This is a genomic window from Mycobacterium gordonae, assembly GCF_017086405.1.
GTDB classification, from domain to species: Bacteria; Actinomycetota; Actinomycetes; order Mycobacteriales; family Mycobacteriaceae; genus Mycobacterium; species Mycobacterium gordonae_D.
Window position 1 is genome coordinate 2433290 of sequence record NZ_CP070973.1, and the last position, 19718, is coordinate 2453007.

The window sequence follows — 19718 nt, forward strand, 5'->3', positions numbered from 1 at the left end:
GGTCGCAGAAAACGCCGCGGCGATGCTTTGCTGTGACCGGAGCGTGCCCGGCTGTCACAGGGAGCCGATACCGGCCTGCGGGCCGAGCGCGAAACCCCAGTCGAGAAGGCTGGCCGCTTGGTCCCAGTACGTCGGTCCACCCTCCTTGACTAGCCCGTACATCATGGCGATCACCAGCCGGCGCCCACCACGGGCCGCCGCCCCGACGAAAGTCTTGCGGGCGGCGTTGGTGAAACCGGTCTTGCCGCCGATGGCACCGGGATAGCGCGCGAGCAGCTCATCCTGGTTCAGGATCGGTTGATCGCCGTTCTCGCCGGGAAACATCGCGGACGGCTCTGCGGTGATGCTGGCAAATGTCGGGTTGGCCATCGCCGCGCGGAAGATCACTGCGAGGTCGTGTGCCGTCGACCAGCCGGACCCGTCGGGCCCGTCCAAACCGGACGGGGTCGCCGCGTGGGTGTTCGACGCGCCCAGCGATGCGGCCTTCGCGTTCATCTTGGCCACGGTGACCTCTTGGCCGCCCAGCATGTCGGCCAGCGTGTTGGCCGCGTCGTTGCCCGACACCAGCAGCAGGCCGTCGAGCAGTTGGCGCGCCGTGTAGCTGTGGCCGACTTTCACCCCGACGCAGTTGCATTCCACCGCGGTGTCCGTGAAGTCGGCGACAACGGTGGAGTTCAGCGGTATGTCATCGAGCACCACCAGCGCCAACAACACCTTGATGGTGCTCGCAGGCGGATGGGCGACGTTCTGCTCGCGACCGGCCAGCACCTGACCGCTGTCCATATCGGCGACGATCCAGGTCTGTGCGGGGCCGTCGGGGATCGGCAACGAACCCGCTGCCTGCTGGACATCGGTGTCCGCTCTGACGACGGGGGTCGCACCGAGGCAGGTGACTCCGAGCAGGGCAGCGGCGATGGCCATGAGCTTTCGCATGGGGGCAAATTTTAACTTCTGCCGCGGGCCGTGACCATCTCGGGCAGTCGCGCTATTGGCGACGATATGGCACTCGCGCCTGGGTCAGCTCCATTGCAGGCGGGCCGACCGGTAACGGACGGGCTGCATTTCACCGCCAGTCGTATCTTGAAGTATTGTGTGTGCCGTAACTGTGTTGCGATGATAATGCCGAATGGATTGACAGATGTCCATAGGGTGCTTGTCAATTGGCCGGCAGAACTGGCACGGCTGGTCGCAAACATACGATAGCCGTTGCCTTTTCCCGTATCATGGGAGTTGAAGAATATTCATCAATTTCTTTATGGATCCGGTCTGCGGACTTTCTCCGAATGACCCATTGTTTTCGGAAATCGGCTACCCTTCAAAACGTTATTGTGAGCTTCTCTGTCGTGTTATCTATGGCGATCCAGCGTGAGTTGATGGAGTACGGCAATGTCGCACGTATTTGTCGGTTCGGGTGCATTCGAGGCGGCCGCAGCTGATGTGATCAGGCTGGGTACGGGTTTGAGTGCCGCGAACCGCTGCGCCGCCGGCCCGACGGTGAGGGTGGTGGCTGCGGCTGGCGATGAGGTGTCGGCGGCCATTGCTGAGTTGTTCGCCGAGCAGGGCCGGCAGTATCAGGCGCTGAGTCGTGAGGTGGAGGCGTTTGAGCTGCGGTTGGTGCAGTTGTTGCAGGGCGCGGCGCACAGTTACGCCAGTGCTGAAGCGGTAAACGCTGAGATGATGCAGCAGTTGAGTCAGGCGACGCCAGTGTCATCAATGGGCCAAGTCAGGCGCTGACTGGTCGTCCGTTGATTGGCAATGGGGTTGACGGTGCTGCGGGTACCGGTCAAGACGGTGGTGCCGGGGGATGGTTGTGGGGTAGCGCCGGCGGTGATGGTGGTGTGGGCGGTGTTGGTGGTGTCGGTGGTGACGGTGGTGACGGTGGTGACGGTGGGGCCAATATGCAGATGTTGTTCGGTCACGGCGACCACACCAGAGGGGACCCAGGTTTTGGGTACCGCTGGCGGCACCGGCAGCCCAGGTAGTCAAGACGGCACCGGCGGCTCTGGCGGTTCTGGCGGTTCCGGTGGCATCGGCGGGCTGAACACCTGACCACGTCCCTGCCGTGGGTCTCCGGTGACGAGATGGCGTCGCCTTCCTGACGCCGGTACCGGCACCCACCGGTGAGCGGTGTTCAATCGAGACATGTTGAGCCTGGAAGAGATCTCCGACCGTCTGGAGATCCAACAGCTATTGGTGGATTACTCCACCGCCATCGACCAACGGCGATTCGACGACCTGGACAACGTGTTCACCACCGACGCCTACATCGATTACACGGCCCTCGGCGGTATCGCTGGCCAGTACCCAGAGGTCAAGAAGTGGCTGTCGGAGGTGTTGCCGAACTTCCCGGTGTATTCGCACATGCTGGGCAACTTTTCGGTGCGCATTGACGGCGACACCGCGTCGTCGAGGGTGATCTGCTTCAACCCGATGGTGCTCGGCGGCGAGAAGGAGCAGATTCTGTTCTGTGGACTCTGGTACGACGACGAGTTCGTACGCACACCCGAGGGCTGGCGCATGACGCGTCGAGTCGAGACCAAGACGTTTCAGAAGGTGATGTAGCCGGCGGGCCAGTTACCGCCGTCGCCGAGATTGCCGGCAGGGTTGTGTCCTCGGCCGCGAACACGACCACGATGGCAATCTGGGCGCAGCACGCCGCGCCGCAATGGCGGCGACCCGCGGCGCCCGGCTCCGCCACGCAGCGATCGCCACGGCAATTTCCGCGGGACAACCCTGTTCTGGCACAATGGGCCGCTGTCCGCTCCGCGATCACGATCGTCGGGTGGTCACACACGCGAGGCGAAACCGGACCCGGGCATCCCGCCCCGGTCGCTGAATTGCAGCGTGACACCAACAGGAGAATCGCTTAACCATGGCTGTGAAGATCAAGCTGACCCGGCTTGGCAAGATCCGCAATCCCCAGTACCGCATCGCTGTCGCCGATGCGCGCACCCGTCGCGACGGTCGCTCTATCGAGGTCATCGGCCGCTACCACCCCAAGGAAGAGCCGAGCCTGATCGAGATCGACTCCGAGCGCGCGCAGTACTGGCTGGGTGTCGGCGCCCAGCCCACCGAGCCCGTCCTCAAGCTGCTCAAGATCACCGGTGACTGGCAGAAGTTCAAGGGCCTGCCCGGCGCCGAGGGCCGTCTGAAGGTCAAGCCGGCCAAGCCCAGCAAGCTCGAGCTGTTCAACGCCGCGCTGGCGGCCGCCGACGGCGGACCCACCACCGATGCCACCAAGCCGAAGAAGAAGTCCGCTCCGAAGAAGGCCGCCAAGGGCGAGGAGGCCGAGGCGCCGGCCGAAGCGGCCGAAACGTCCGAATCCACCGAAAGCTGATCGGCGCCGTGAGCACCGTCGTGGTCGACGCCGTCGAACACCTGGTCCGGGGCATCGTCGACAACCCGGACGATGTCCGGGTGGATCTGGTGACCAGCCGTCGTGGGCGCACAGTCGAGGTTCACGTCCATCCCGACGACCTGGGCAAGGTGATCGGTCGGGGTGGACGAACCGCCACCGCGCTGCGCACCCTGGTCGCCGGTATCGGTGGCCGCGGAATCCGCGTCGACGTGGTGGACACCGACCAGTAGCAGCGCTCAGATGGAGCTGATCGTCGGGCGCGTGGCCAAAGCGCACGGCATCACCGGCGAACTTGTCGTCGACGTCCGCACCGACGATCCCGACGTCCGGTTCGCACCGGGTGCCACGTTGCGTGCCAAGAAACCTCGTGATCCGGGTCCGGCTCGCAGCTACGTCGTCGAGAGTGCGCGCCCGCACGGCTCCCGGCTGCTGGTTCGCCTGGCCGGCGTCGACGACCGGGACGGCGCCGACGCGATGCGCGGCAGCTTGTTCGTCATCGACTCCGACGAGCTGCCGCCGATCGAGGAGCCGGACACCTACTACGACCATCAGCTCGAGGGACTGCGGGTCCGCACCACACAGGGTCAGGAGGTCGGTGTCGTCGCCGAGGTTCTGCACACCACCGGTGGCGAATTGCTCTCTGTGAAAAGCGAATCCGGTGAAGTGCTGGTGCCGTTCGTGAGCGCGATCGTCACCTCGGTGTCGCTGGACGACGGCACCATGGAGATCGAACCACCAGACGGTCTACTGGATCTGGGATGAGAATCGACGTCGTCACGATCTTTCCGGCCTATCTGGATCCGTTGCGAGAATCGTTGCCCGGCAAGGCGATTGCCGCGGGTCTGGTCGATCTGCAGGTGCGCGATCTGCGCCGGTGGACGCACGACGTGCACCATTCGGTGGATGACTCACCGTATGGCGGAGGGCCGGGCATGGTGATGAAGGCGCCGGTCTGGGGTGAGGCGCTGGACGAAGTATGTTCGGAAGAAACGCTTTTGGTGGTTCCCAGTCCGGCGGGCGTGCTGTTCGACCAGTCCACCGCGCAGCGATGGAGCGCCGAGCGGCACCTGGTGTTCGCCTGTGGCCGTTACGAGGGCATCGATCAGCGGGTCGTCGAGGATTCCGCGCGGCGGATGCGCGTCGAAGAGGTGTCGATCGGCGACTATGTGCTGCCGGGCGGTGAGTCGGCGGCGCTGGTAATGATCGAGGCGGTGCTGCGGCTGATAACCGGCGTGCTCGGCAATCCCGCCTCGGCCGAACATGATTCGCATTCGCCGGCTCTGGACCGGTTGCTCGAGGGGCCCAGCTACACTCGCCCGCCGAGCTGGCGCGGCCTGGACGTTCCGGAGATTCTGTTGTCGGGTGACCATGCCCGGATAGCGGCCTGGCGCCGCGAGGTGTCATTGCAGCGCACCCGCGACCGCCGGCCGGAGCTGCTCGACTGAGATGCCGCTCGCGCGAACTAAATCCGGCCGTTCGGGAAGATCGTCTTGACCGCTTGGGTGATCGTGGCACGCGCGGTGGCGTCGTCGGAGGGCTGCAGCGACTCGATCACCATGATGTAGCGGCGGTCTTTGCCGATCACCCCGGTCGACAGGTGCATCCAGTCGGCGCCGATGCAACACATCCAGCCCTGTTTGACCGCGACGGGTTCGGCGTACAGCCCGTCGGGGATTCCGAACCGCTGCGGGTAGCCGTCGACTCCCGTCGGTGTCGACTTGGCCAGGTCGTTGACGATCAGCCGGGCGCGATCCGTCGGCAGTCCACCGGAGCCGTCCAGCAGCATTTCGTAATAGCGGATCAGGTCCGGCGCCGAACTGATGGTGTTCCACCACCGTCCGTCGCTGGGCGGCGTGGTCGACGTCAAGCCGTACCGGCGGGCCACCTGGGTGATGATCGAATCGCCGCCGTCCTGGCCCCAGAAACGCTCGGCCGCGCCGTCGTCGGAAGACTGCAACATCACGTCTAGTGACTGGCGATCGTCGGGGGACAACACGGCTCGGCCCTCGGACTCTCGCAACAGCAGGTCGTCGGCGATGAACAACTTGGCTACCGACGCGGTGGCGATGATCTGACTGTTGCCGTTGGAAACCAGCTGGTGAGTGGCGCGATCGAGGATGGCCACCGCTAGGGTCGCGCCGCCGGCGGCGGCCTGGTCGGTGGCCTGCTGGATACGCGCCTGTACGCCTTCGAGTCCGCCCACCGCCAGCGTCGGTAGCGCCATCGGCTGGCCGCTCGGCGTGATGGAGCGCAGCAGCAGTTCCACCAGCTGCTGTTGAGGCTGCGGCGGCTGCTGAGCCGCGGTCTGGTCGGTCGAGTAGCCGAACGCCTTCGCGTGCACGGTCGCTTCGCAACCGGCGACCACCACCAACGCCACCGCCGCCACGGCGGAAAGCAACGTCAGCGGCCGGGTTCGCATCGCACTCCTTCGGCAAAAGTGGGCTGTTCGAGGTGTCCAGGGCATCCGGCGGGCGGTCGTCGAGGGTTCACGATCCGCCCGGTTCAACCCCAGCTATATGTACCACTTGCAGGCGGTTTAGGACGGGCGTGAACCACTACAGTTTCCTGTGATTTTCACTGCATGCGCCCTGTCTGGCACAATTGGCCAGTTGTCTTTCAGCGGTTGTCGGCGGGCCGGGTGCCTACCGCCTGCTGGGGGATGCACCCAAAGAGCCCTAACCATCGGCTTGGCGACCGTCGCACGTCCGCGTGCGGGCCGGTCAGCGAAGCCGCGACCCCGAGGAAGTGTCTTTCCAATGAACAGGCTGGACTTCGTCGACCAGGCGTCGCTGCGCGACGACATCCCCGCCTTCAACCCGGGCGACACCATCAACGTGCACGTCAAGGTGATCGAGGGCGCCAAAGAGCGCATCCAGGTCTTCAAGGGCGTCGTGATCCGTCGCCAGGGCGGCGGCATCCGCGAGACGTTCACGGTGCGCAAGGAGAGCTACGGCGTCGGCGTGGAGCGGACGTTTCCGGTCCACTCGCCGAACATCGACCACATCGAGGTGGTGACCCGTGGCGACGTCCGTCGCGCCAAGCTCTACTACCTGCGTGAGCTCCGGGGCAAGAAAGCCAAGATCAAGGAAAAGCGCTGACCGCGGACGCGACCCGGCGTCCACAGCCGTACGTTCCGTGCTGGCTACGCTGATCTCGTGACTGACACTGAGGATTCTCCTCCGGAGGACTCTTCCTCGGAGCGCCGGACGGACGCTGGGAGGTCGGAGTCGACTGGACCGTCGACGAAGCCGGAGGCTGACACGTCGGGCGAGGTCGACCCGGATCCCAAAGCCAAGCGCAAGCAGGAGAAGCCCGAAAAGCGCTCGACGCTGCGGGAACTGACCACGCTCGCGGTCGTTGCGATCGTTCTCTACTACGTGATGCTGACGTTCGTCGCGCGTCCGTACCTGATTCCGTCGGAGTCGATGGAGCCCACCCTGCACGGTTGTTCCACGTGTGTCGGCGACCGCATCATGGTCGACAAACTCACCTACCGGTTCAGTTCTCCCAAACCCGGCGACGTCATCGTCTTCAAGGGACCGCCGTCGTGGAACGTCGGCTACAAGTCGATCCGCTCATCCAACACCGTGGTGCGCTGGGTCCAGAATGCGCTGTCGTTCATTGGCTTTGTACCGCCTGACGAGAACGACCTGGTAAAACGGGTGATCGCCGTCGGCGGCCAGACGGTGGCCTGCCGCGCGGACACCGGACTGACGGTCAACGGCAAGCCGCTCAAAGAGCCGTACCTGGACCCGTCCACCATGATGGCCGACCCGTCGGTCTATCCGTGTCTGGGCAGCGAGTTCGGTCCGGTCACCGTGCCGCAGGGACGGCTGTGGGTGATGGGTGACAACCGGACGCATTCGGCGGATTCACGCGCTCACTGCCCGATGCTGTGCACCGGGGACCCGACCGCGGGCACCGTGCCGGTCGCCAACGTCATCGGCAAGGCCCGGTTCATCGTGTGGCCGCCCAAGCGATGGGGTGGTGTGGGTTCGATCGACCCCCAGCAGGGTCAGTGACCATGGCCACCACCTGGCCACCGCGGACCGTGATCCGCAAGTCTGGGGGTCTGCGCACCCTGGAATCCGCTCTGTATCGCAGCGGTCTGGGCCCGGTGGCCGGGGTGGACGAAGTGGGTCGCGGCGCCTGTGCCGGTCCGCTGGTGGTGGCGGCGTGCGTTCTCGGTCCGGGGCGTTTGGAAAGTCTTGCGGCTCTAGACGATTCGAAGAAGCTGACCGAGAAGACCCGGGAAAAGCTGTTTCCGCTGATCCGGCGCTACGCACTGGCCTACCACGTGGTGTTCATCCCGTCGACCGAGGTGGACCGCCGCGGTGTGCACGTGGCCAACATCGAAGGCATGCGGCGGGCCGTGGCCGGGCTGTCGGTGCGGCCCGGCTATGTCTTGAGCGACGGTTTCCGGGTCCCGGGCCTGTCCGTGCCGTCGCTGCCGGTGATCGGCGGTGACGCGGCGGCCGCCTGTATCGCCGCGGCCAGTGTCCTGGCGAAAGTCAGCCGGGACAGGTTGATGGTGGCGATGGATGCCGAGCACCCCGGCTACGGTTTCGCCGACCACAAGGGCTACAGCACGCGCGCCCACGGCCGCGCACTGGCCGAGCTGGGTCCGTGCCCACAGCACCGGTATTCGTTCATCAACGTGCGGCGGGTCGCGGCCGGCGGCGCCACCGATTTCGTGGCCGAATGCCCCCCGGACCCTCAGTGCCATCCCGCCGAATGCGGCGATTTCCGTTGAGAGAAGATGGGGCAGCAGCTCCGGGAGAAGGACGTCTGAACTGATGAGTGCTGAGGATCTCGAAAAGTACGAGACCGAGATGGAGCTCTCGCTGTACCGCGAATACAAAGACATCGTCGGTCAGTTCAGCTATGTCGTGGAAACCGAGCGCCGCTTCTATCTCGCCAACAGCGTGGAGATGGTGCCCCGCAACGCCGACGGCGAAGTGTATTTCGAACTGCGGCTGGCCGACGCGTGGGTGTGGGACATGTACCGGCCGGCCCGCTTCGTCAAGCAGGTGCGGGTGGTCACGTTCAAAGACGTCAATATCGAAGAGGTTGAGAAGCCGGAACTTCGGCTGCCCGAATAGCGCCCAGCCTAGGACCCATCCTCCTCGGAGTCCGGCAGGTTGCCGCGGGACTCGATGACCTTGCGGGCCACGTCGGCGAGCTTGATGTTGAGACCCTGCGAGTGGCGCCGCAGCAGATCGAAGGCGTCGTCCTCGTTCATGTCGTGCAGCATCATCAACATGCCCACAGCCTTGCCGATCTCGCGGTTGCTCAGCAGGCCCCGGCGCAGGCTGGTGGCGTCCTCGCCATGCGCGATGGCGTTGATGGCGACGCTGGCGAAGGAGGCCAGCACCGCGGCCCGGCCCGCGGCCTCCGAGTCGAAGACGTTGGGCTTTTCGCTGAACAGGTTCAGTGCCGCGCCCTTGCGCTTGTCGATCAGCAGCCGGAACCCCATGGCGCCGCGCACCGGTGTCTCCTCCACCAGCCGGGCGGCGAAATGTGGCCACTGGTTCGGCTTGGTCAGGTCCGGTTCGACCTGCGGCGTTTCTTCTTCGATCGCATCGATGCAGGGACCGTCGCCGGAGCGGCGTTCGAGGTCATCAACGCGGTGGGCGAGCCGCGAACTGGCGCCGACGGTGACGTAGCGATCGTCGCGCTTGACCAGCAGGCTGGCGTGGTCGCAGCCGGGGACCACCAGGGTTGCTGCCACGCAGATCGCGGCATACATCTGGGTCGCGTCGGAGCCCTGATAGATGATCTCGGCAAGGGCGGCGAAAACCGTTGCCGGGTCAGCAGTGAGTGCACCCGGTGCCGCACTAGCGGCGTTGGATTGCTCGGCCACGTCGCTTCCTCCCTTCGGCGCTGCTATGGCCGTAGAGTAGCCGGGCCGCGCGTGACCTTACGCGCCGACGGCGCGTTCGAGATCCTTCAACGATGTCTCCAGGTGACTGAGCATCCGCTGCAGGTGCGGCACGCTGCCTCTGGCGCCGACAAGACCAAAGTCGAGATTCTCGGCGTTGTTGGTCACCGTGATGTTCATCGCCTGACCATCCAGGGTAATCGACAGCGGGTAGTTGCCCACCATCTGCGCCCCCCGCCAGTGCAAGGGTTCCTTGGAACCGGGCACGTTGGAGATCACGATGTTGAACGGCGGCGGGGCGGTACGGATGAACCCGGGAATGAGTCCGAGGAACAGTCCGCCGGTCATGAAGGCGGACAGCGCGAGCTGCTGAACCTTGGGCAGCTGGTTGAACACCTCCTTCTGTTCGCTCATCGAGGAGCTGATGCCCTGGATGCGCTTACCCGCATCTTCGATGTGGGTGTTCAGGTTGCAGAGCACGGTGCCTACCGAGTTGCCGCCGCTTTCGGCTTCGCCTTCCTTGCGCAGGCTCACCGGCACCATCGCGATCAGCGGAGTGTCCGGCAGCGCGTTCTGTTCGATCAGGTACGCCCGCAGGGCCCCGGCCGACATGGCCAGCACGACGTCGTTGAAGGATGCGTCGGCGGCCGCCTTGACCGCATGGATCCGTTCCAGTGGCCAGGACTGCGCGGCGATGCGCCGAGCGCCGCCGATCCGGACGTTGAACATCGTCTTGGGCGCCCGGAACGGAAAGGTCAGCTGCTGTTCGAGCAGCGCAGCACGGGCCAGTGACAACGTCGACGGCGCCAGGGCAGCGGTGGAGCGCACCGTGTCGGTCAGCGTGTCCAGCGGCGACGACTTGTGGCCGCCGCCCGGGCGATGGCGTGGTTTGAGCTCCCAGGGCACCCGTACCTGGTCGTCGTCGGGATCGCTGGTGAACGCACGCTGCATCAATCGCAGCGCGGACACCCCGTCCATCAGCGAATGGTGGAACTTGGTGTACACCGCGTAGCGGCCGTCGTTGAGACCCTCCACCAGATGCGCTTCCCAGAGGGGCCGGTGGCGATCGAGCAGGCTGCCATGCAGGCGGGAGGCCAGCTCCAGCAGCTCCCGCACGCGGCCCGGGCGCGGCAACGCCGAGCGCCGGAAGTGGTAGTCGAGTTCGACCTCGCGCTGGTGCGACCAGGCGAGGTTGGTGACCGGCCCGAGGAACGCCGGATGTTTACGGAACGTGGGCTGGACGTCGGTGCAGCCGAGCATCGACTCGTAGGCCTCGGTCACGAAATCCTCGTCGGCGCCCTCGGGCGGCTGGAACAGCTGGAGAGCGCCGACATGCATCGGATGCTCGCGGGATTCGCCGATCAGGAACATCGAATCGGCCGGTGCAATCAGCTCCATGGTGCCTCTTTCGCCGTGACGCCCGGTATGAACGCGCTATGAATAACCATCTGCCGCAGTTCGCACACATTTGTGAGCTTCGACCTTCCGCGTTTGGCAGGTAACCGCGACGGGAAGCCGCATTCAAATGGGACTCACAGTCGCCGTGACCGGCCCGACCGGGGAGATCGGCATATCAGCTGTTACGGCGTTGGAGCGCGAGCCCGCGGTGTGCAGGATCATCGGGATGGCGCGGCGGCCGTTCGACCCGTTGTCGCGAGGCTGGTCGAAGACGACGTACATGCAGGGCGACATTCTGGATCGCGACGCCGTGGACGCGCTGGTCGCCGAGGCGGACGTGGTGGTCCACCTCGCGTTCATCGTCATGGGGTCGCGGGAAGAGAGCGAACGGGTCAACCTGCAGGGCACCCGCAATGTCTTCGAGGCCGCGGTCAAGGCGCAGAAGACGTCCGGAAAGCCGCGGCGTCTGGTCTACACCTCGTCGGTGGCGGCTTACGGCTACCACTCCGACAACCCGGTGCCGCTGACCGAGGACGTGCCGACGCGCGGTTCTGCCGAGCACTACTATTCCGCGCAGAAGTCGGCGTGCGAGGCGATGCTCGCCCACCTCACCGCGGATTCGCCGCTGGAGGTGTTCGTGTTGCGACCCTGCATCGTGACGGGCCCGGAGGCGCCGGCCCTGGCTGACGCGATGCCGTGGAACCAGCTGCCCGCACCGCTGCGGGTGGTGTCGAAGGTGCTGCAGAAACTCAAGCCGGTGTTGCCGGATCCGGGCGTGCCGCTGCAGCTGGTGCACCACGACGACGTCGCCGCCGCGATCGCGCTGGCGGCCGTCGCCCCGGCCCCGCCAGGGGCCTACAACATCGCCGGCAACGGGGTGGTGACCATCAGCGACGTCGCCCGGGCGTTGGGCGGACGGCCGGTACGGGTGCCGGCGGCCGCGGCATCGGCGGCGTCCGCGGCCATTTCCCGGCTGCCGTTCGTCCCATCGCTGCTGGAATGGCTGCATGTGGCGCGCGCATCGGTCGTCATGGACACCACCCGCGCCCAGCGGGACCTCGGGTGGCACCCGACGCACACCTCGGCGGAGGCACTGGAGTCGTTGGCGTCAGCGGTGTGAGGCCGGTCAAGGTACGTTGAGGCCGTGACAGCCGAGGTGGCGGTGTCGGCCAGGCAGCTTCCGTGGGGCGCTTAACTGTGCGTCGGCGGGTCACCCATCTGGCCGGCCGCCACGTTGTCACCCGTCAGGAGACCCTGGCCGTCGAAGAGCCGCTGGAGATCCGTCTCAACGGCACGCCGAGCACCGTCACGATGCGCACGCCCGGGTCCGATTTCGAACTGGCGCAAGGGTTTCTGCTCACCGAGGGAATCATCGCCCGCCGCGCCGATGTGCAGGCCATCCGCTACTGCGAGGGTAGCGGCGATGACGGGGTGAACAGCTACAACATTGTGGACGTGACGCTGGCGCCCGGCGTCGAGCCACCGAGTCTCGACGTGACCCGCAACTTCTACACCACCTCCTCGTGCGGTGTCTGCGGCAAGGCCTCGCTCGAGGCGGTGCGACTGATCAGCCGGCATGCCCCCGGAGACGATCCGGTGACGGTCCGCGCGGAAGCGTTGCGGGCGATGCCGGACCGGCTTCGGAGCGCCCAGAAGGTGTTCGCCGCGACCGGCGGTTTACACGCCGCGGCGCTGTTCGAGGCGGACGGAACGATGCTCGTCGTGCGCGAGGACATCGGCCGGCACAACGCGGTCGACAAGGTCATCGGCTGGGCGCTGGAGCGCGGGCGGGTGCCGTTGGCTGGGTCGGTGTTGTTGGTGAGCGGACGGGCATCGTTCGAGTTGACCCAGAAGGCGCTGATGTCCGGTATTCCGGTGCTGGCCGCCGTCTCCGCGCCGTCGTCGCTGGCCGTCTCGCTGGCAGAGGAGTCCGGGATCACGCTGGTGGCATTTCTGCGGGAGGACTCGATGAACGTCTACACCAGGACGGACCGGCTTGATTAGCGCCTGCCGCGGGTAGCCGGACGTACTGACACAGCTGAGGAGGCGGCCATGTTGCATCAGATGGTGTTGGCCGCGCAGAGCAATCCGGAGGCAGCGGGTTTCATTCTGCGCGGCATCAAAGGGATCTTCGTAGCGATCGGCAGCATCATCGCGGCCATTATTTGCGCGGTGGTCGCGTCGATGAAGGGGCGCAGCGCCCTCGTCTGGGGGATGCTGGGGCTGTTCTTCAGCCTTCTGACGCTGATCGTGGTCATCATCATCCCCAGCAAGAAGACCTGACCTGTTGATGCCCGGAGTGCGCCGCTGCGCCTGATTGGTCGCCTGCAGCCAGAGACCGTCGCGGGGCCGTTGATCGAATCGATTGGCCGTGGTGGCGCGGGCGAGATGTGGACTCGACGGCGGACTCCTGTGGATAACAAGGGGACTGGGGATGACGGCCCGCACCGTCGCGGTTGAGCCCCCACGGGGGCGCCGACGATGTCGCCGCCCCCGTGCACGGTAGCGGCATGACGACCGGAAATACCATGACGCGAGCTCAGCTCGGAGCGTGGGGTGAACAGTTGGCCCTGGATCATCTGATCGGCCTTGGCTTTGTGATCCTCGGGCGCAACTGGCGCTGCCGCTACGGCGAACTTGATCTGATCGCGTGTGACAACGCGAGGCACAGAGTCGTTTTCGTCGAGGTCAAAACCCGCAGCGGGGACGGTTACGGCGGGTTGGCCCAGGCGGTGACCGCGGCGAAGGTACGCCGGCTGCGACGCCTGGCCGGGCTCTGGCTGGCCGGTCAGGATGAGCGCTGGGCGATGATCCGCATCGACGTGATCGGGGTGCGGATCGGTCGGCGCCCCGTCCCGGAGCTCACCCATCTGCAGGGCATCGGCTGATGGCGCTCGGGCATGCGTTCTCCGTCGCGGTGCGCGGCCTGGACGGTGAAATCGTGGAAATCGAAGCCGACATCAGTTCGGGGCTGCCGGGTGTGCACTTGGTCGGGCTGCCGGATGCGGCGCTGCAGGAGTCCCGTGACCGGGTGCGGGCCGCCGTGTCCAACTGCGGCAACGAGTGGCCGCAGGCACGACTGACTCTGGCGCTGTCACCGGCCACATTGCCGAAGATGGGCTCGGTCTACGACATTGCGCTGGCTTCGGCGGTGCTGTCGGCGCGGCGGAAGAAGCCCTGGGATCTGCTGGAAAAGACGGTCCTGCTGGGCGAGTTGTCGCTGGACGGTCGGGTGCGCCCGGTGCGCGGGGTACTGCCCGCGGTGCTGGCCGCCAAACGGGATGGCTGGCCGGCGGTTGTCGTGCCGGCCGACAACCTGGCTGAGGCCAGCCTGGTCGACGGCATCGACGTCTGGGGGGTGCGCACATTGCGGCAGTTGCAGGGCTGGCTGAGCGGGTCGACCGATCTGGATCGACGGGTCGTCTCACCGGCCCCCGGCGACGAGCCGTGGGTGGATCTCGCCGACGTGGTAGGGCAGTCGCAGGCCCGGTTCGCCGTCGAGGTCGCCGCGGCCGGGGCCCACCATCTGATGCTCACCGGTCCGCCCGGTGTGGGCAAAACGATGCTGGCGCACCGACTTCCGGGACTGCTGCCGCCGCTGTCGGAGAGCGAGTCGCTGGAAGTGACCGCGATTCACTCCGTCGCGGGGTTGCTGTCGGCCGATACTCCGCTACTGCGCAGGCCGCCGTTCGTCGCGCCTCATCACAATTCCACCGTCGCGGCACTCGTCGGTGGTGGCTCGGGGATGGCCCGCCCGGGTGCGGTCAGCCGCGCACACCGCGGGGTCCTGTTCCTCGACGAGTGCGCGGAAATCGGCGTCAGCGTGCTGGAAGCGCTGCGAACCCCGTTGGAAGACGGCGAGATTCGGCTTGCCCGCCGCGACGGCGTGGCCTGCTACCCGGCCCGGTTCCAGCTGGTGCTGGCCGCCAACCCGTGCCCGTGCGCGCCGGCCGACCCGCAGGACTGCATCTGCGCGGGAGCGGTCAAGCGCCGCTATCTGGGCAAGCTTTCCGGCCCGCTGCTGGACCGGGTTGATCTGCGGGTGCAGATGAACCCGGTGCGGGCGGGTGCGTTCACCGTCGCGGCCGGGGAGTCGACGGAGCAGGTTCGCACGCGGGTGACGGCGGCCCGGGAAGCGGCCGCGCAACGGTGGCGCCCGCACGGCTTCAGCACCAACGCCGAAGTCAGCGGGTCGCTGCTGCGGCGTAGGTTCCGTCCCAGCAACGCTGCCATGCAACCGTTGCGCAAAGCCCTGGACGATGGACTGCTCAGCATCCGGGGCGTGGACCGCACGTTGCGGGTCGCGTGGAGTCTGGCCGATCTGGCCGGCCGTGGCTCGCCCGGACTGTCCGAGGTCGCCACCGCGCTGAGCTTCCGGCAGGCAGGGGCGCGGCGATGAACGACGGCTGCGCCCTGCGCGCCTGGGCTTACCTGTCGCGAGTCGCCGAACCGCCGTGCGCGGAGCTCACCAGTCTGGTCAACCGGGTCGGGCCGCAGGAGGCGGCTGAGCGCATCCGCCGCGGCCAGGTCGACGACGAATTGTCGCGGCGCACCGCGGCCAGACGCGATATCGACCAGGCTGCAACAGATCTCGACGTGATTCGGCGGCGTGGCGGTCGACTGGTCACCCCCGATGACGACGAGTGGCCACTGCTCGCGTTCGCCGCGTTCGGCGGCACCCGATCCAAGACCACGATGCCGTTGGTGTTGTGGGCGGCGGGTCCCGCGCGCCTCGACGAGGTGACCGAGCGGGCGGCCGCACTCGTCGGCACCCGGGCCGCGACCGCATACGGCGAACACGTGACCGCCGAATTGGCCACCGGTCTGGCGCAGCGTGGCGTCGCGGTGGTCTCCGGTGGCGCCTACGGCATCGACGGCGCGGCGCACCGGGCCGCGCTGGGCGCCGACGGCACCACCGTCGCCGTCCTGGCCGGCGGGCTCGACATTCCCTATCCGGCGGGTCATTCCGCGCTGCTGCACCGCATCGGCCAACACGGATTGGTATGCACCGAATACCCGCCGGGTGTCCGCCCCGCCCGGTTCCGCTTCCTGACCCGCAATCGCCTGGTGGCCGCGTTGTCCGGTGCGGCGGTGGTCGTGGAGGCCGGCCTGCGCAGCGGTGCCGCCAACACCGCGGCCTGGGCGCGATCGCTGGGTCGGGTGGTCGCCGCGGTGCCCGGCCCGGTGACATCGTCGGCGTCGGCGGGCTGTCACGTACTGCTGCGCAACGGCGCTGAGCTGGTCACCCGCTGCGAGGACATCGTCGAGTTGGTTGGACGCGTCGGTGAGTTGGCGCCCGAGGAACCGCGGCCCACAACGCCCCTGGACGGGTTGGGGGAGGCCGAGCGGCAGGTCTTCGAGGCGTTACCCGGTCGCGGCGCGGCCACGGTCGATCAGATCGCAGTCGCCTCCGGCCTGCCGCCGGAACGTGTGCTGGGACCGCTTGCGCTGCTGGAACTGACCGGTCTGGCCGAATGCCGCGACGGGTGCTGGCGGATCGTCGGTAGACGGCGCGGCCGGGCCCGACTCGTATAGTCGACATGGGGTCAGATCACGACAGGAGAATCAGTGGCAGGCCGGCCTGTGCAGGCTTTCGACGTGGTCAGTACCGAGCAGCTCACACCGCACATGGTGCGCGTAGTGCTCCGCAGTCACGACTTCGTCGCCTTTGTGCCCAGCAAGTTCACCGATTCCTACGTCAAGCTGGTGTTCGTCGCCGAGGACATCGACCCAGCTGCGCTGCCACAACCACTGACGCAAGACAGCTTTGCCGAACTGCCGCCGGAAAAGCGCCCGCCGGTGCGCACCCTCACCGTTCGACGTGTCGACGAGGAGGCCGGGCAGATCACGCTGGATATCGCGGTGCACGGCGAGCACGGGGTCGCGGGTCAGTGGGCCGCCAACGCCCAGCCGGGCCAGCCGATCTACCTGATGGGCCCCAGCGGCGCCTACGCCCCCGATCCCGCCGCCGACTGGTACCTGTTCGCCGGCGACGAGGCGGCACTGCCGGCCATTGCGACCGCGCTGGAAGCCCTACCCGACTCGGCGGTCGGTATGGCCTTCGTCGAGGTGGCCGGTCCCGACGACGAGATACAGCTGACCGCACCCGACGGCATCGCGATCACCTGGGTATACCGGGGTGGGCGCGCGGACCTGGTTCCCGAAGATCGCGCCGGGGACCACGCGCCGCTGATCGAAGCGGTCACCACCGCCGGTTGGCTGCCCGGCCAGGTGCAGGTCTTCATCCACGGCGAGGCGCAGGCCGTCATGCACAACCTGCGGCCCTACATCCGCAAGGAACGCGGCGTCGACGCCCAGTGGGCTGCCTCGATCTCCGGATACTGGCGGCGCGGGCGCACCGAAGAGACCTTCCGCCAATGGAAGAAGGAACTGGCCGAGGCCGAGTCGTCGGAGCAGTAGGTTCCGCGCCGGCCGTCGGCTGGCATTCTCTAAGTCATGGCATTCGGCGACTATCAGCTCGAAATCTATTTCCAGGGTCTGGCCGGGGTAGCGCCCTCGCTTCCGATGGCGTTTGCCGATCTGGAAGCCAGGGCGGAAATGGCGATGCCCCCGTCGGTCTGGTCCTACGTCGCCGGGGGAGCCGGCGACGAGCGCACCCAGCGCGCCAACCGCGAGGCGTTCGACCGATGGGGCCTGATGCCGCGCATGTTCGTCGGTGCCGCCGAACGCGACCTGTCGGTGCAGATGTTCGGGCTGACCCTGCCTACACCGCTGTTCATGGCGCCGATCGGGGTGATCGGCCTGTGCGCCCAAGACGGTCACGGCGACCTCGCGACCGCGCGTGCGGCGGCGCGCACCGGCGTGCCGATGGTCGTGTCCACCCTGACCGCCGACCCATTGGAAGACGTGGCCGCGCTGTTCGGCGACACCCCCGGCTTCTTCCAGCTGTACACGCCGAAGGACCGGGACCTGGCCGCCAGCCTGGTGCAGCGCGCCGAAGCCGCCGGCTACCAGGCCATCGTCGTCACCCTCGACACCTGGATCCCCGGCTGGCGCCCACGCGACCTGACCACAGCGAACTTCCCGCAACTGCGCGGACTGTGCCTGAGCAACTACACCAGCGACCCGGTCTTTCGCGCCGGCCTGCAACGGCCGCCCGAGGAAGACCCCCAGGGCGCCGTGCTGCGCTGGGCGCAGACCTTCGGGAATCCGCTCACCTGGGACGACCTCGGCTGGCTGCGGTCGCTGACCGACCTGCCGCTGATCATCAAGGGCATCTGCCATCCCGACGACGCCCGGCGTGCCATCGACGGCGGCGTCGACGGCATCTACTGCTCGACGCACGGCGGCAGGCAGGCCAATGGCGGCTTGCCCGCGCTGGACTGCCTGCCGGGCGTCGTCGAGGCCGCCGGCGACGTGCCAGTGCTCTTCGACTCGGGCATCCGCAGCGGGTCCGACGTCGTCAAGGCGCTGGCGATGGGCGCCACCGCGGTGGGCGTCGGCCGCCCATACGCCTACGGCATGGCGCTGGGCGGCGAGGACGGTGTCGTCCACGTGCTGCGCAGCCTGCTCGCCGAAGCGGACCTCACCATGGCCGTCGACGGCTATCCGGCGCTCAAAGATCTCACCCCGGACACGCTGCGGCGCGTCATCTGAAAGACCGGGGCCGCGTCTGTCAGCGTGAGAGACGTGCAGGCGGTCCTTGAGGAATTCGACGAATACCTTCAGCTGCAGTGCGCCCGCTCCGCGCACACCCGTCGCGCCTATCTCGGCGACCTGCGGTCGCTGTTCGATTTTCTGGCCGCACGCCGAGCGGATCTGCAGACCCTGAGCCTGCCGCTGCTGCGGTCGTGGCTGGCCAGCGCCGCCGGCGCCGGTGCGGCGCGCACCACGCTGGCCCGTCGCACCTCCTCGGTGAAAGCCTTCACCGCCTGGGCGGTCCGCCGGGGCTTGCTGACCACCGACCCCGCCGCCCGCCTGCAGGTGCCCAAAGCCCATCGAACCCTGCCGTCGGTGCTGCGCCAGGATCAGGCTTTGGCGGCCATGACGGCAGCCAAAGTCGGTGCCCAACAAGGTGATCCGCTGGCCCTGCGCGACCGGCTGATCGTCGAACTGCTGTACGCCACCGGCATCCGGGTCAGTGAATTGTGCGGCCTGGACGTCGACGACGTCGACAACGCCCACCGGCTGGTGCGGGTGCTCGGCAAAGGCAACAAACAGCGCTCCGCGCCGTTCGGGCAACCCGCGGCCGATGCGCTGGACGCCTGGCTGTCGGGCGGACGGCCGGCGCTGGTCACCGCCGAGTCCGGGCCCGCCTTGCTGCTCGGTGCGCGCGGCCGCCGGCTTGATGTGCGGCAGGCCCGCACGGTGGTGCACCAGACCGTCGCGGCTGTGGACGGAGCTCCCGACATGGGCCCGCACGGGCTGCGTCACAGCGCTGCCACCCACCTGCTCGAAGGGGGAGCGGACCTGCGGGTGGTGCAGGAGTTGCTCGGCCATTCCAGCCTGGCGACCACGCAGCTCTACACCCATGTCGCGGTCGGCCGGTTGCGGGCGGTTCACGACCAGGCTCATCCGCGGGCCTAACCGCCGTCAAGGGGCTTGAGCCGCATCGGCATCGACGCCAACAGTCCCAGCGGATCGAGGTAATCGGCGCGCGACGCCGGACCCCACATCGCACCCCAGTGCAGGCACGCGCCGGCCGGGCAGCCGGCGTGGCCGGCCACCAACTCGCCGATCAGGGCACCCGATGCCACCGCCTGACCGGTCCGCACCTTCGCGCGCACCGGCTCGTAGCTGGTGTGCAGGCCGCCGGGGTGGGCCAGTGACACCACCGGTCGGCCCGCCAGCACACCGACGAAAACCACCGTCGAGTCTCCCGCGGCGTACACCGGCTGTCCCGGGCTGCCCGCCAGGTCCACACCGCGGTGCCCGGGCTGCCAGTCGGGAGACGGCGCGTCGAACGCTCGCACCACCGCCGGCCGGGGCCGCAGCGGCCACTGAAGCCGCCCACCCGCGGCGTCCGCCGGGGGAGCATTGAGCAGCACCCAACACACGGCCAGGACCAGCAACACCGATCGCACCCGCTCAGTGCACGGCGATCGGCCACCCCAGGCAAGT

At 67.4% G+C, this 19718-nt stretch carries 25 protein-coding genes; 20 read left to right on the top strand and 5 right to left on the bottom strand.

All coding sequences use genetic code 11. The features are described from left to right. Nucleotides 1-54: 54 nt before the first annotated feature. The gene (locus JX552_RS10445) at nt 55-933 is read right to left on the bottom strand and encodes a D-alanyl-D-alanine carboxypeptidase family protein (RefSeq protein ID WP_205877256.1); all 879 of its coding nucleotides are present in this window, start codon (nt 931-933) and stop codon (nt 55-57) included. Nucleotides 934-1386: 453 nt separating this feature from the next. On the opposite strand from JX552_RS10445, the gene JX552_RS10450 reads away from it, so the two are divergent. The 7 genes from JX552_RS10450 (at nt 1387) to trmD (ending at nt 4803) form a co-directional block, all read left to right on the top strand. Next, nucleotides 1387-1734: a PE family protein gene (locus tag JX552_RS10450; protein WP_205877258.1), complete on the top strand. Its 348-nt coding sequence runs from the start codon at nt 1387-1389 to the stop codon at nt 1732-1734. 21 nt (nt 1735-1755) lie between these two features. Continuing rightward, nucleotides 1756-2049, top strand: coding sequence for a hypothetical protein (locus tag JX552_RS10455; RefSeq protein WP_205877260.1), 294 nt, complete (start codon nt 1756-1758; stop codon nt 2047-2049). Between the two features lie 93 nt (nt 2050-2142). Beyond that, the gene (locus tag JX552_RS10460; protein WP_205877262.1) at nt 2143-2562 is read left to right on the top strand and encodes a nuclear transport factor 2 family protein; all 420 of its coding nucleotides are present in this window, start codon (nt 2143-2145) and stop codon (nt 2560-2562) included. A 310-nt stretch (nt 2563-2872) separates the two neighbouring features. After that, the gene (gene rpsP, locus JX552_RS10465) at nt 2873-3337 is read left to right on the top strand and encodes a 30S ribosomal protein S16 (protein WP_205877264.1); all 465 of its coding nucleotides are present in this window, start codon (nt 2873-2875) and stop codon (nt 3335-3337) included. Between the two features lie 8 nt (nt 3338-3345). Then, nucleotides 3346-3588 (top strand): RNA-binding protein, encoded by a 243-nt coding sequence (locus JX552_RS10470; RefSeq protein ID WP_036354608.1) that lies wholly within the window; start codon nt 3346-3348, stop codon nt 3586-3588. A gap of 10 nt (nt 3589-3598) precedes the next feature. Next, nucleotides 3599-4120, top strand: a complete 522-nt coding sequence (rimM, locus tag JX552_RS10475; RefSeq protein WP_205877265.1) for a ribosome maturation factor RimM — start codon at nt 3599-3601, stop codon at nt 4118-4120. Continuing rightward, nucleotides 4117-4803 carry a tRNA (guanosine(37)-N1)-methyltransferase TrmD gene (trmD, locus tag JX552_RS10480; RefSeq protein WP_205877267.1) on the top strand — a complete coding sequence of 229 codons (687 nt, stop codon included), beginning with the start codon at nt 4117-4119 and terminating at the stop codon, nt 4801-4803. Before rimM ends, trmD begins: the two co-directional genes overlap by 4 nt. A 17-nt stretch (nt 4804-4820) precedes the next feature. Here trmD and JX552_RS10485 read toward each other — a convergent pair whose 3' ends face one another. Continuing rightward, nucleotides 4821-5777, bottom strand: coding sequence for a serine hydrolase (locus tag JX552_RS10485; protein WP_205877268.1), 957 nt, complete (start codon nt 5775-5777; stop codon nt 4821-4823). 337 nt (nt 5778-6114) lie between these two features. Here JX552_RS10485 and rplS point away from each other — a divergent pair, with 337 nt between their 5' ends. Genes rplS through JX552_RS10505 form a run of 4 tightly spaced genes read left to right on the top strand, consistent with a single transcriptional unit; the run spans nt 6115 to nt 8460 of the window. Further along, nucleotides 6115-6456, top strand: a complete 342-nt coding sequence (rplS, locus tag JX552_RS10490; protein WP_044510756.1) for a 50S ribosomal protein L19 — start codon at nt 6115-6117, stop codon at nt 6454-6456. Between the two features lie 57 nt (nt 6457-6513). Further along, on the top strand, nt 6514-7380 hold the full coding sequence (gene lepB, locus JX552_RS10495) for a signal peptidase I (protein ID WP_205877270.1): 867 nt from the start codon (nt 6514-6516) through the stop codon (nt 7378-7380). A 2-nt stretch (nt 7381-7382) separates the two neighbouring features. Further along, on the top strand, nt 7383-8111 hold the full coding sequence (locus tag JX552_RS10500) for a ribonuclease HII (protein ID WP_205877272.1): 729 nt from the start codon (nt 7383-7385) through the stop codon (nt 8109-8111). 43 nt (nt 8112-8154) lie between these two features. Further along, nucleotides 8155-8460 (top strand): DUF2469 domain-containing protein, encoded by a 306-nt coding sequence (locus JX552_RS10505; protein ID WP_012393608.1) that lies wholly within the window; start codon nt 8155-8157, stop codon nt 8458-8460. A gap of 8 nt (nt 8461-8468) precedes the next feature. Here the strand turns inward: JX552_RS10505 and JX552_RS10510 are convergent, their stop codons facing one another. Both JX552_RS10510 and JX552_RS10515 read right to left on the bottom strand, forming a co-directional pair. After that, a complete protein-coding gene (locus tag JX552_RS10510) occupies nt 8469-9221 on the bottom strand; it encodes a GAF and ANTAR domain-containing protein (RefSeq protein ID WP_205877274.1) in 753 nt (250 codons plus the stop codon). Nucleotides 9222-9278: 57 nt separating this feature from the next. Continuing rightward, nucleotides 9279-10637 carry a WS/DGAT/MGAT family O-acyltransferase gene (locus JX552_RS10515; protein WP_205877276.1) on the bottom strand — a complete coding sequence of 453 codons (1359 nt, stop codon included), beginning with the start codon at nt 10635-10637 and terminating at the stop codon, nt 9279-9281. A 127-nt stretch (nt 10638-10764) separates the two neighbouring features. On the opposite strand from JX552_RS10515, the gene JX552_RS10520 reads away from it, so the two are divergent. The 9 genes from JX552_RS10520 (at nt 10765) to JX552_RS10560 (ending at nt 19184) form a co-directional block, all read left to right on the top strand. Beyond that, nucleotides 10765-11757 (top strand): NAD-dependent epimerase/dehydratase family protein, encoded by a 993-nt coding sequence (locus JX552_RS10520; protein ID WP_205877278.1) that lies wholly within the window; start codon nt 10765-10767, stop codon nt 11755-11757. A gap of 62 nt (nt 11758-11819) precedes the next feature. Then, on the top strand, nt 11820-12641 hold the full coding sequence (gene fdhD / locus JX552_RS10525; protein ID WP_205877280.1) for a formate dehydrogenase accessory sulfurtransferase FdhD: 822 nt from the start codon (nt 11820-11822) through the stop codon (nt 12639-12641). Between the two features lie 48 nt (nt 12642-12689). Further along, nucleotides 12690-12920 (top strand): deoxyribodipyrimidine photolyase, encoded by a 231-nt coding sequence (locus JX552_RS10530; protein WP_205877282.1) that lies wholly within the window; start codon nt 12690-12692, stop codon nt 12918-12920. Nucleotides 12921-13147: 227 nt separating this feature from the next. Continuing rightward, the gene (locus JX552_RS10535) at nt 13148-13525 is read left to right on the top strand and encodes a YraN family protein (protein ID WP_205877284.1); all 378 of its coding nucleotides are present in this window, start codon (nt 13148-13150) and stop codon (nt 13523-13525) included. Next, nucleotides 13525-15036 (top strand): YifB family Mg chelatase-like AAA ATPase, encoded by a 1512-nt coding sequence (locus tag JX552_RS10540; RefSeq protein ID WP_205877286.1) that lies wholly within the window; start codon nt 13525-13527, stop codon nt 15034-15036. Before JX552_RS10535 ends, JX552_RS10540 begins: the two co-directional genes overlap by 1 nt. Continuing rightward, entirely contained in the window at nt 15033-16172 is a 1140-nt protein-coding gene (gene dprA, locus JX552_RS10545; RefSeq protein ID WP_205877293.1) for a DNA-processing protein DprA, read from the top strand. Before JX552_RS10540 ends, dprA begins: the two co-directional genes overlap by 4 nt. A 33-nt stretch (nt 16173-16205) precedes the next feature. Beyond that, nucleotides 16206-17057, top strand: coding sequence for a siderophore-interacting protein (locus JX552_RS10550; protein WP_205877295.1), 852 nt, complete (start codon nt 16206-16208; stop codon nt 17055-17057). A 36-nt stretch (nt 17058-17093) separates the two neighbouring features. Next, the gene (locus JX552_RS10555; protein WP_205877297.1) at nt 17094-18254 is read left to right on the top strand and encodes a lactate 2-monooxygenase; all 1161 of its coding nucleotides are present in this window, start codon (nt 17094-17096) and stop codon (nt 18252-18254) included. A 33-nt stretch (nt 18255-18287) separates the two neighbouring features. Then, entirely contained in the window at nt 18288-19184 is an 897-nt protein-coding gene (locus JX552_RS10560) for a tyrosine recombinase XerC (RefSeq protein ID WP_205877299.1), read from the top strand. Here JX552_RS10560 and JX552_RS10565 read toward each other — a convergent pair. Further along, nucleotides 19181-19672 carry a M23 family metallopeptidase gene (locus tag JX552_RS10565; protein ID WP_431195977.1) on the bottom strand — a complete coding sequence of 164 codons (492 nt, stop codon included), beginning with the start codon at nt 19670-19672 and terminating at the stop codon, nt 19181-19183. The two genes, JX552_RS10560 and JX552_RS10565, sit on opposite strands and share 4 nt — an antisense overlap. Between the last annotated feature and the right edge of the window lie 46 nt (nt 19673-19718).

What these genes read in the sequence shown, in the direction of transcription:
- JX552_RS10445 (WP_205877256.1), bottom strand. Translation starts at nt 933, where the DNA reads ATGCGAAAGCTCATGGCCATCGCCGCTGCCCTGCTCGGAGTCACCTGC.
- JX552_RS10450 (WP_205877258.1), top strand. Translation starts at nt 1,387, where the DNA reads ATGTCGCACGTATTTGTCGGTTCGGGTGCATTCGAGGCGGCCGCAGCT.
- JX552_RS10455 (WP_205877260.1), top strand. Translation starts at nt 1,756, where the DNA reads ATGGGGTTGACGGTGCTGCGGGTACCGGTCAAGACGGTGGTGCCGGGG.
- JX552_RS10460 (WP_205877262.1), top strand. Translation starts at nt 2,143, where the DNA reads ATGTTGAGCCTGGAAGAGATCTCCGACCGTCTGGAGATCCAACAGCTA.
- rpsP (WP_205877264.1), top strand. Translation starts at nt 2,873, where the DNA reads ATGGCTGTGAAGATCAAGCTGACCCGGCTTGGCAAGATCCGCAATCCC.
- rimM (WP_205877265.1), top strand. Translation starts at nt 3,599, where the DNA reads ATGGAGCTGATCGTCGGGCGCGTGGCCAAAGCGCACGGCATCACCGGC.
- trmD (WP_205877267.1), top strand. Translation starts at nt 4,117, where the DNA reads ATGAGAATCGACGTCGTCACGATCTTTCCGGCCTATCTGGATCCGTTG.
- JX552_RS10485 (WP_205877268.1), bottom strand. Translation starts at nt 5,777, where the DNA reads ATGCGAACCCGGCCGCTGACGTTGCTTTCCGCCGTGGCGGCGGTGGCG.
- rplS (WP_044510756.1), top strand. Translation starts at nt 6,115, where the DNA reads ATGAACAGGCTGGACTTCGTCGACCAGGCGTCGCTGCGCGACGACATC.
- JX552_RS10500 (WP_205877272.1), top strand. Translation starts at nt 7,383, where the DNA reads ATGGCCACCACCTGGCCACCGCGGACCGTGATCCGCAAGTCTGGGGGT.
- JX552_RS10505 (WP_012393608.1), top strand. Translation starts at nt 8,155, where the DNA reads ATGAGTGCTGAGGATCTCGAAAAGTACGAGACCGAGATGGAGCTCTCG.
- JX552_RS10515 (WP_205877276.1), bottom strand. Translation starts at nt 10,637, where the DNA reads ATGGAGCTGATTGCACCGGCCGATTCGATGTTCCTGATCGGCGAATCC.
- JX552_RS10520 (WP_205877278.1), top strand. Translation starts at nt 10,765, where the DNA reads ATGGGACTCACAGTCGCCGTGACCGGCCCGACCGGGGAGATCGGCATA.
- JX552_RS10530 (WP_205877282.1), top strand. Translation starts at nt 12,690, where the DNA reads ATGTTGCATCAGATGGTGTTGGCCGCGCAGAGCAATCCGGAGGCAGCG.
- JX552_RS10535 (WP_205877284.1), top strand. Translation starts at nt 13,148, where the DNA reads ATGACGACCGGAAATACCATGACGCGAGCTCAGCTCGGAGCGTGGGGT.
- JX552_RS10540 (WP_205877286.1), top strand. Translation starts at nt 13,525, where the DNA reads ATGGCGCTCGGGCATGCGTTCTCCGTCGCGGTGCGCGGCCTGGACGGT.
- dprA (WP_205877293.1), top strand. Translation starts at nt 15,033, where the DNA reads ATGAACGACGGCTGCGCCCTGCGCGCCTGGGCTTACCTGTCGCGAGTC.
- JX552_RS10555 (WP_205877297.1), top strand. Translation starts at nt 17,094, where the DNA reads ATGGCATTCGGCGACTATCAGCTCGAAATCTATTTCCAGGGTCTGGCC.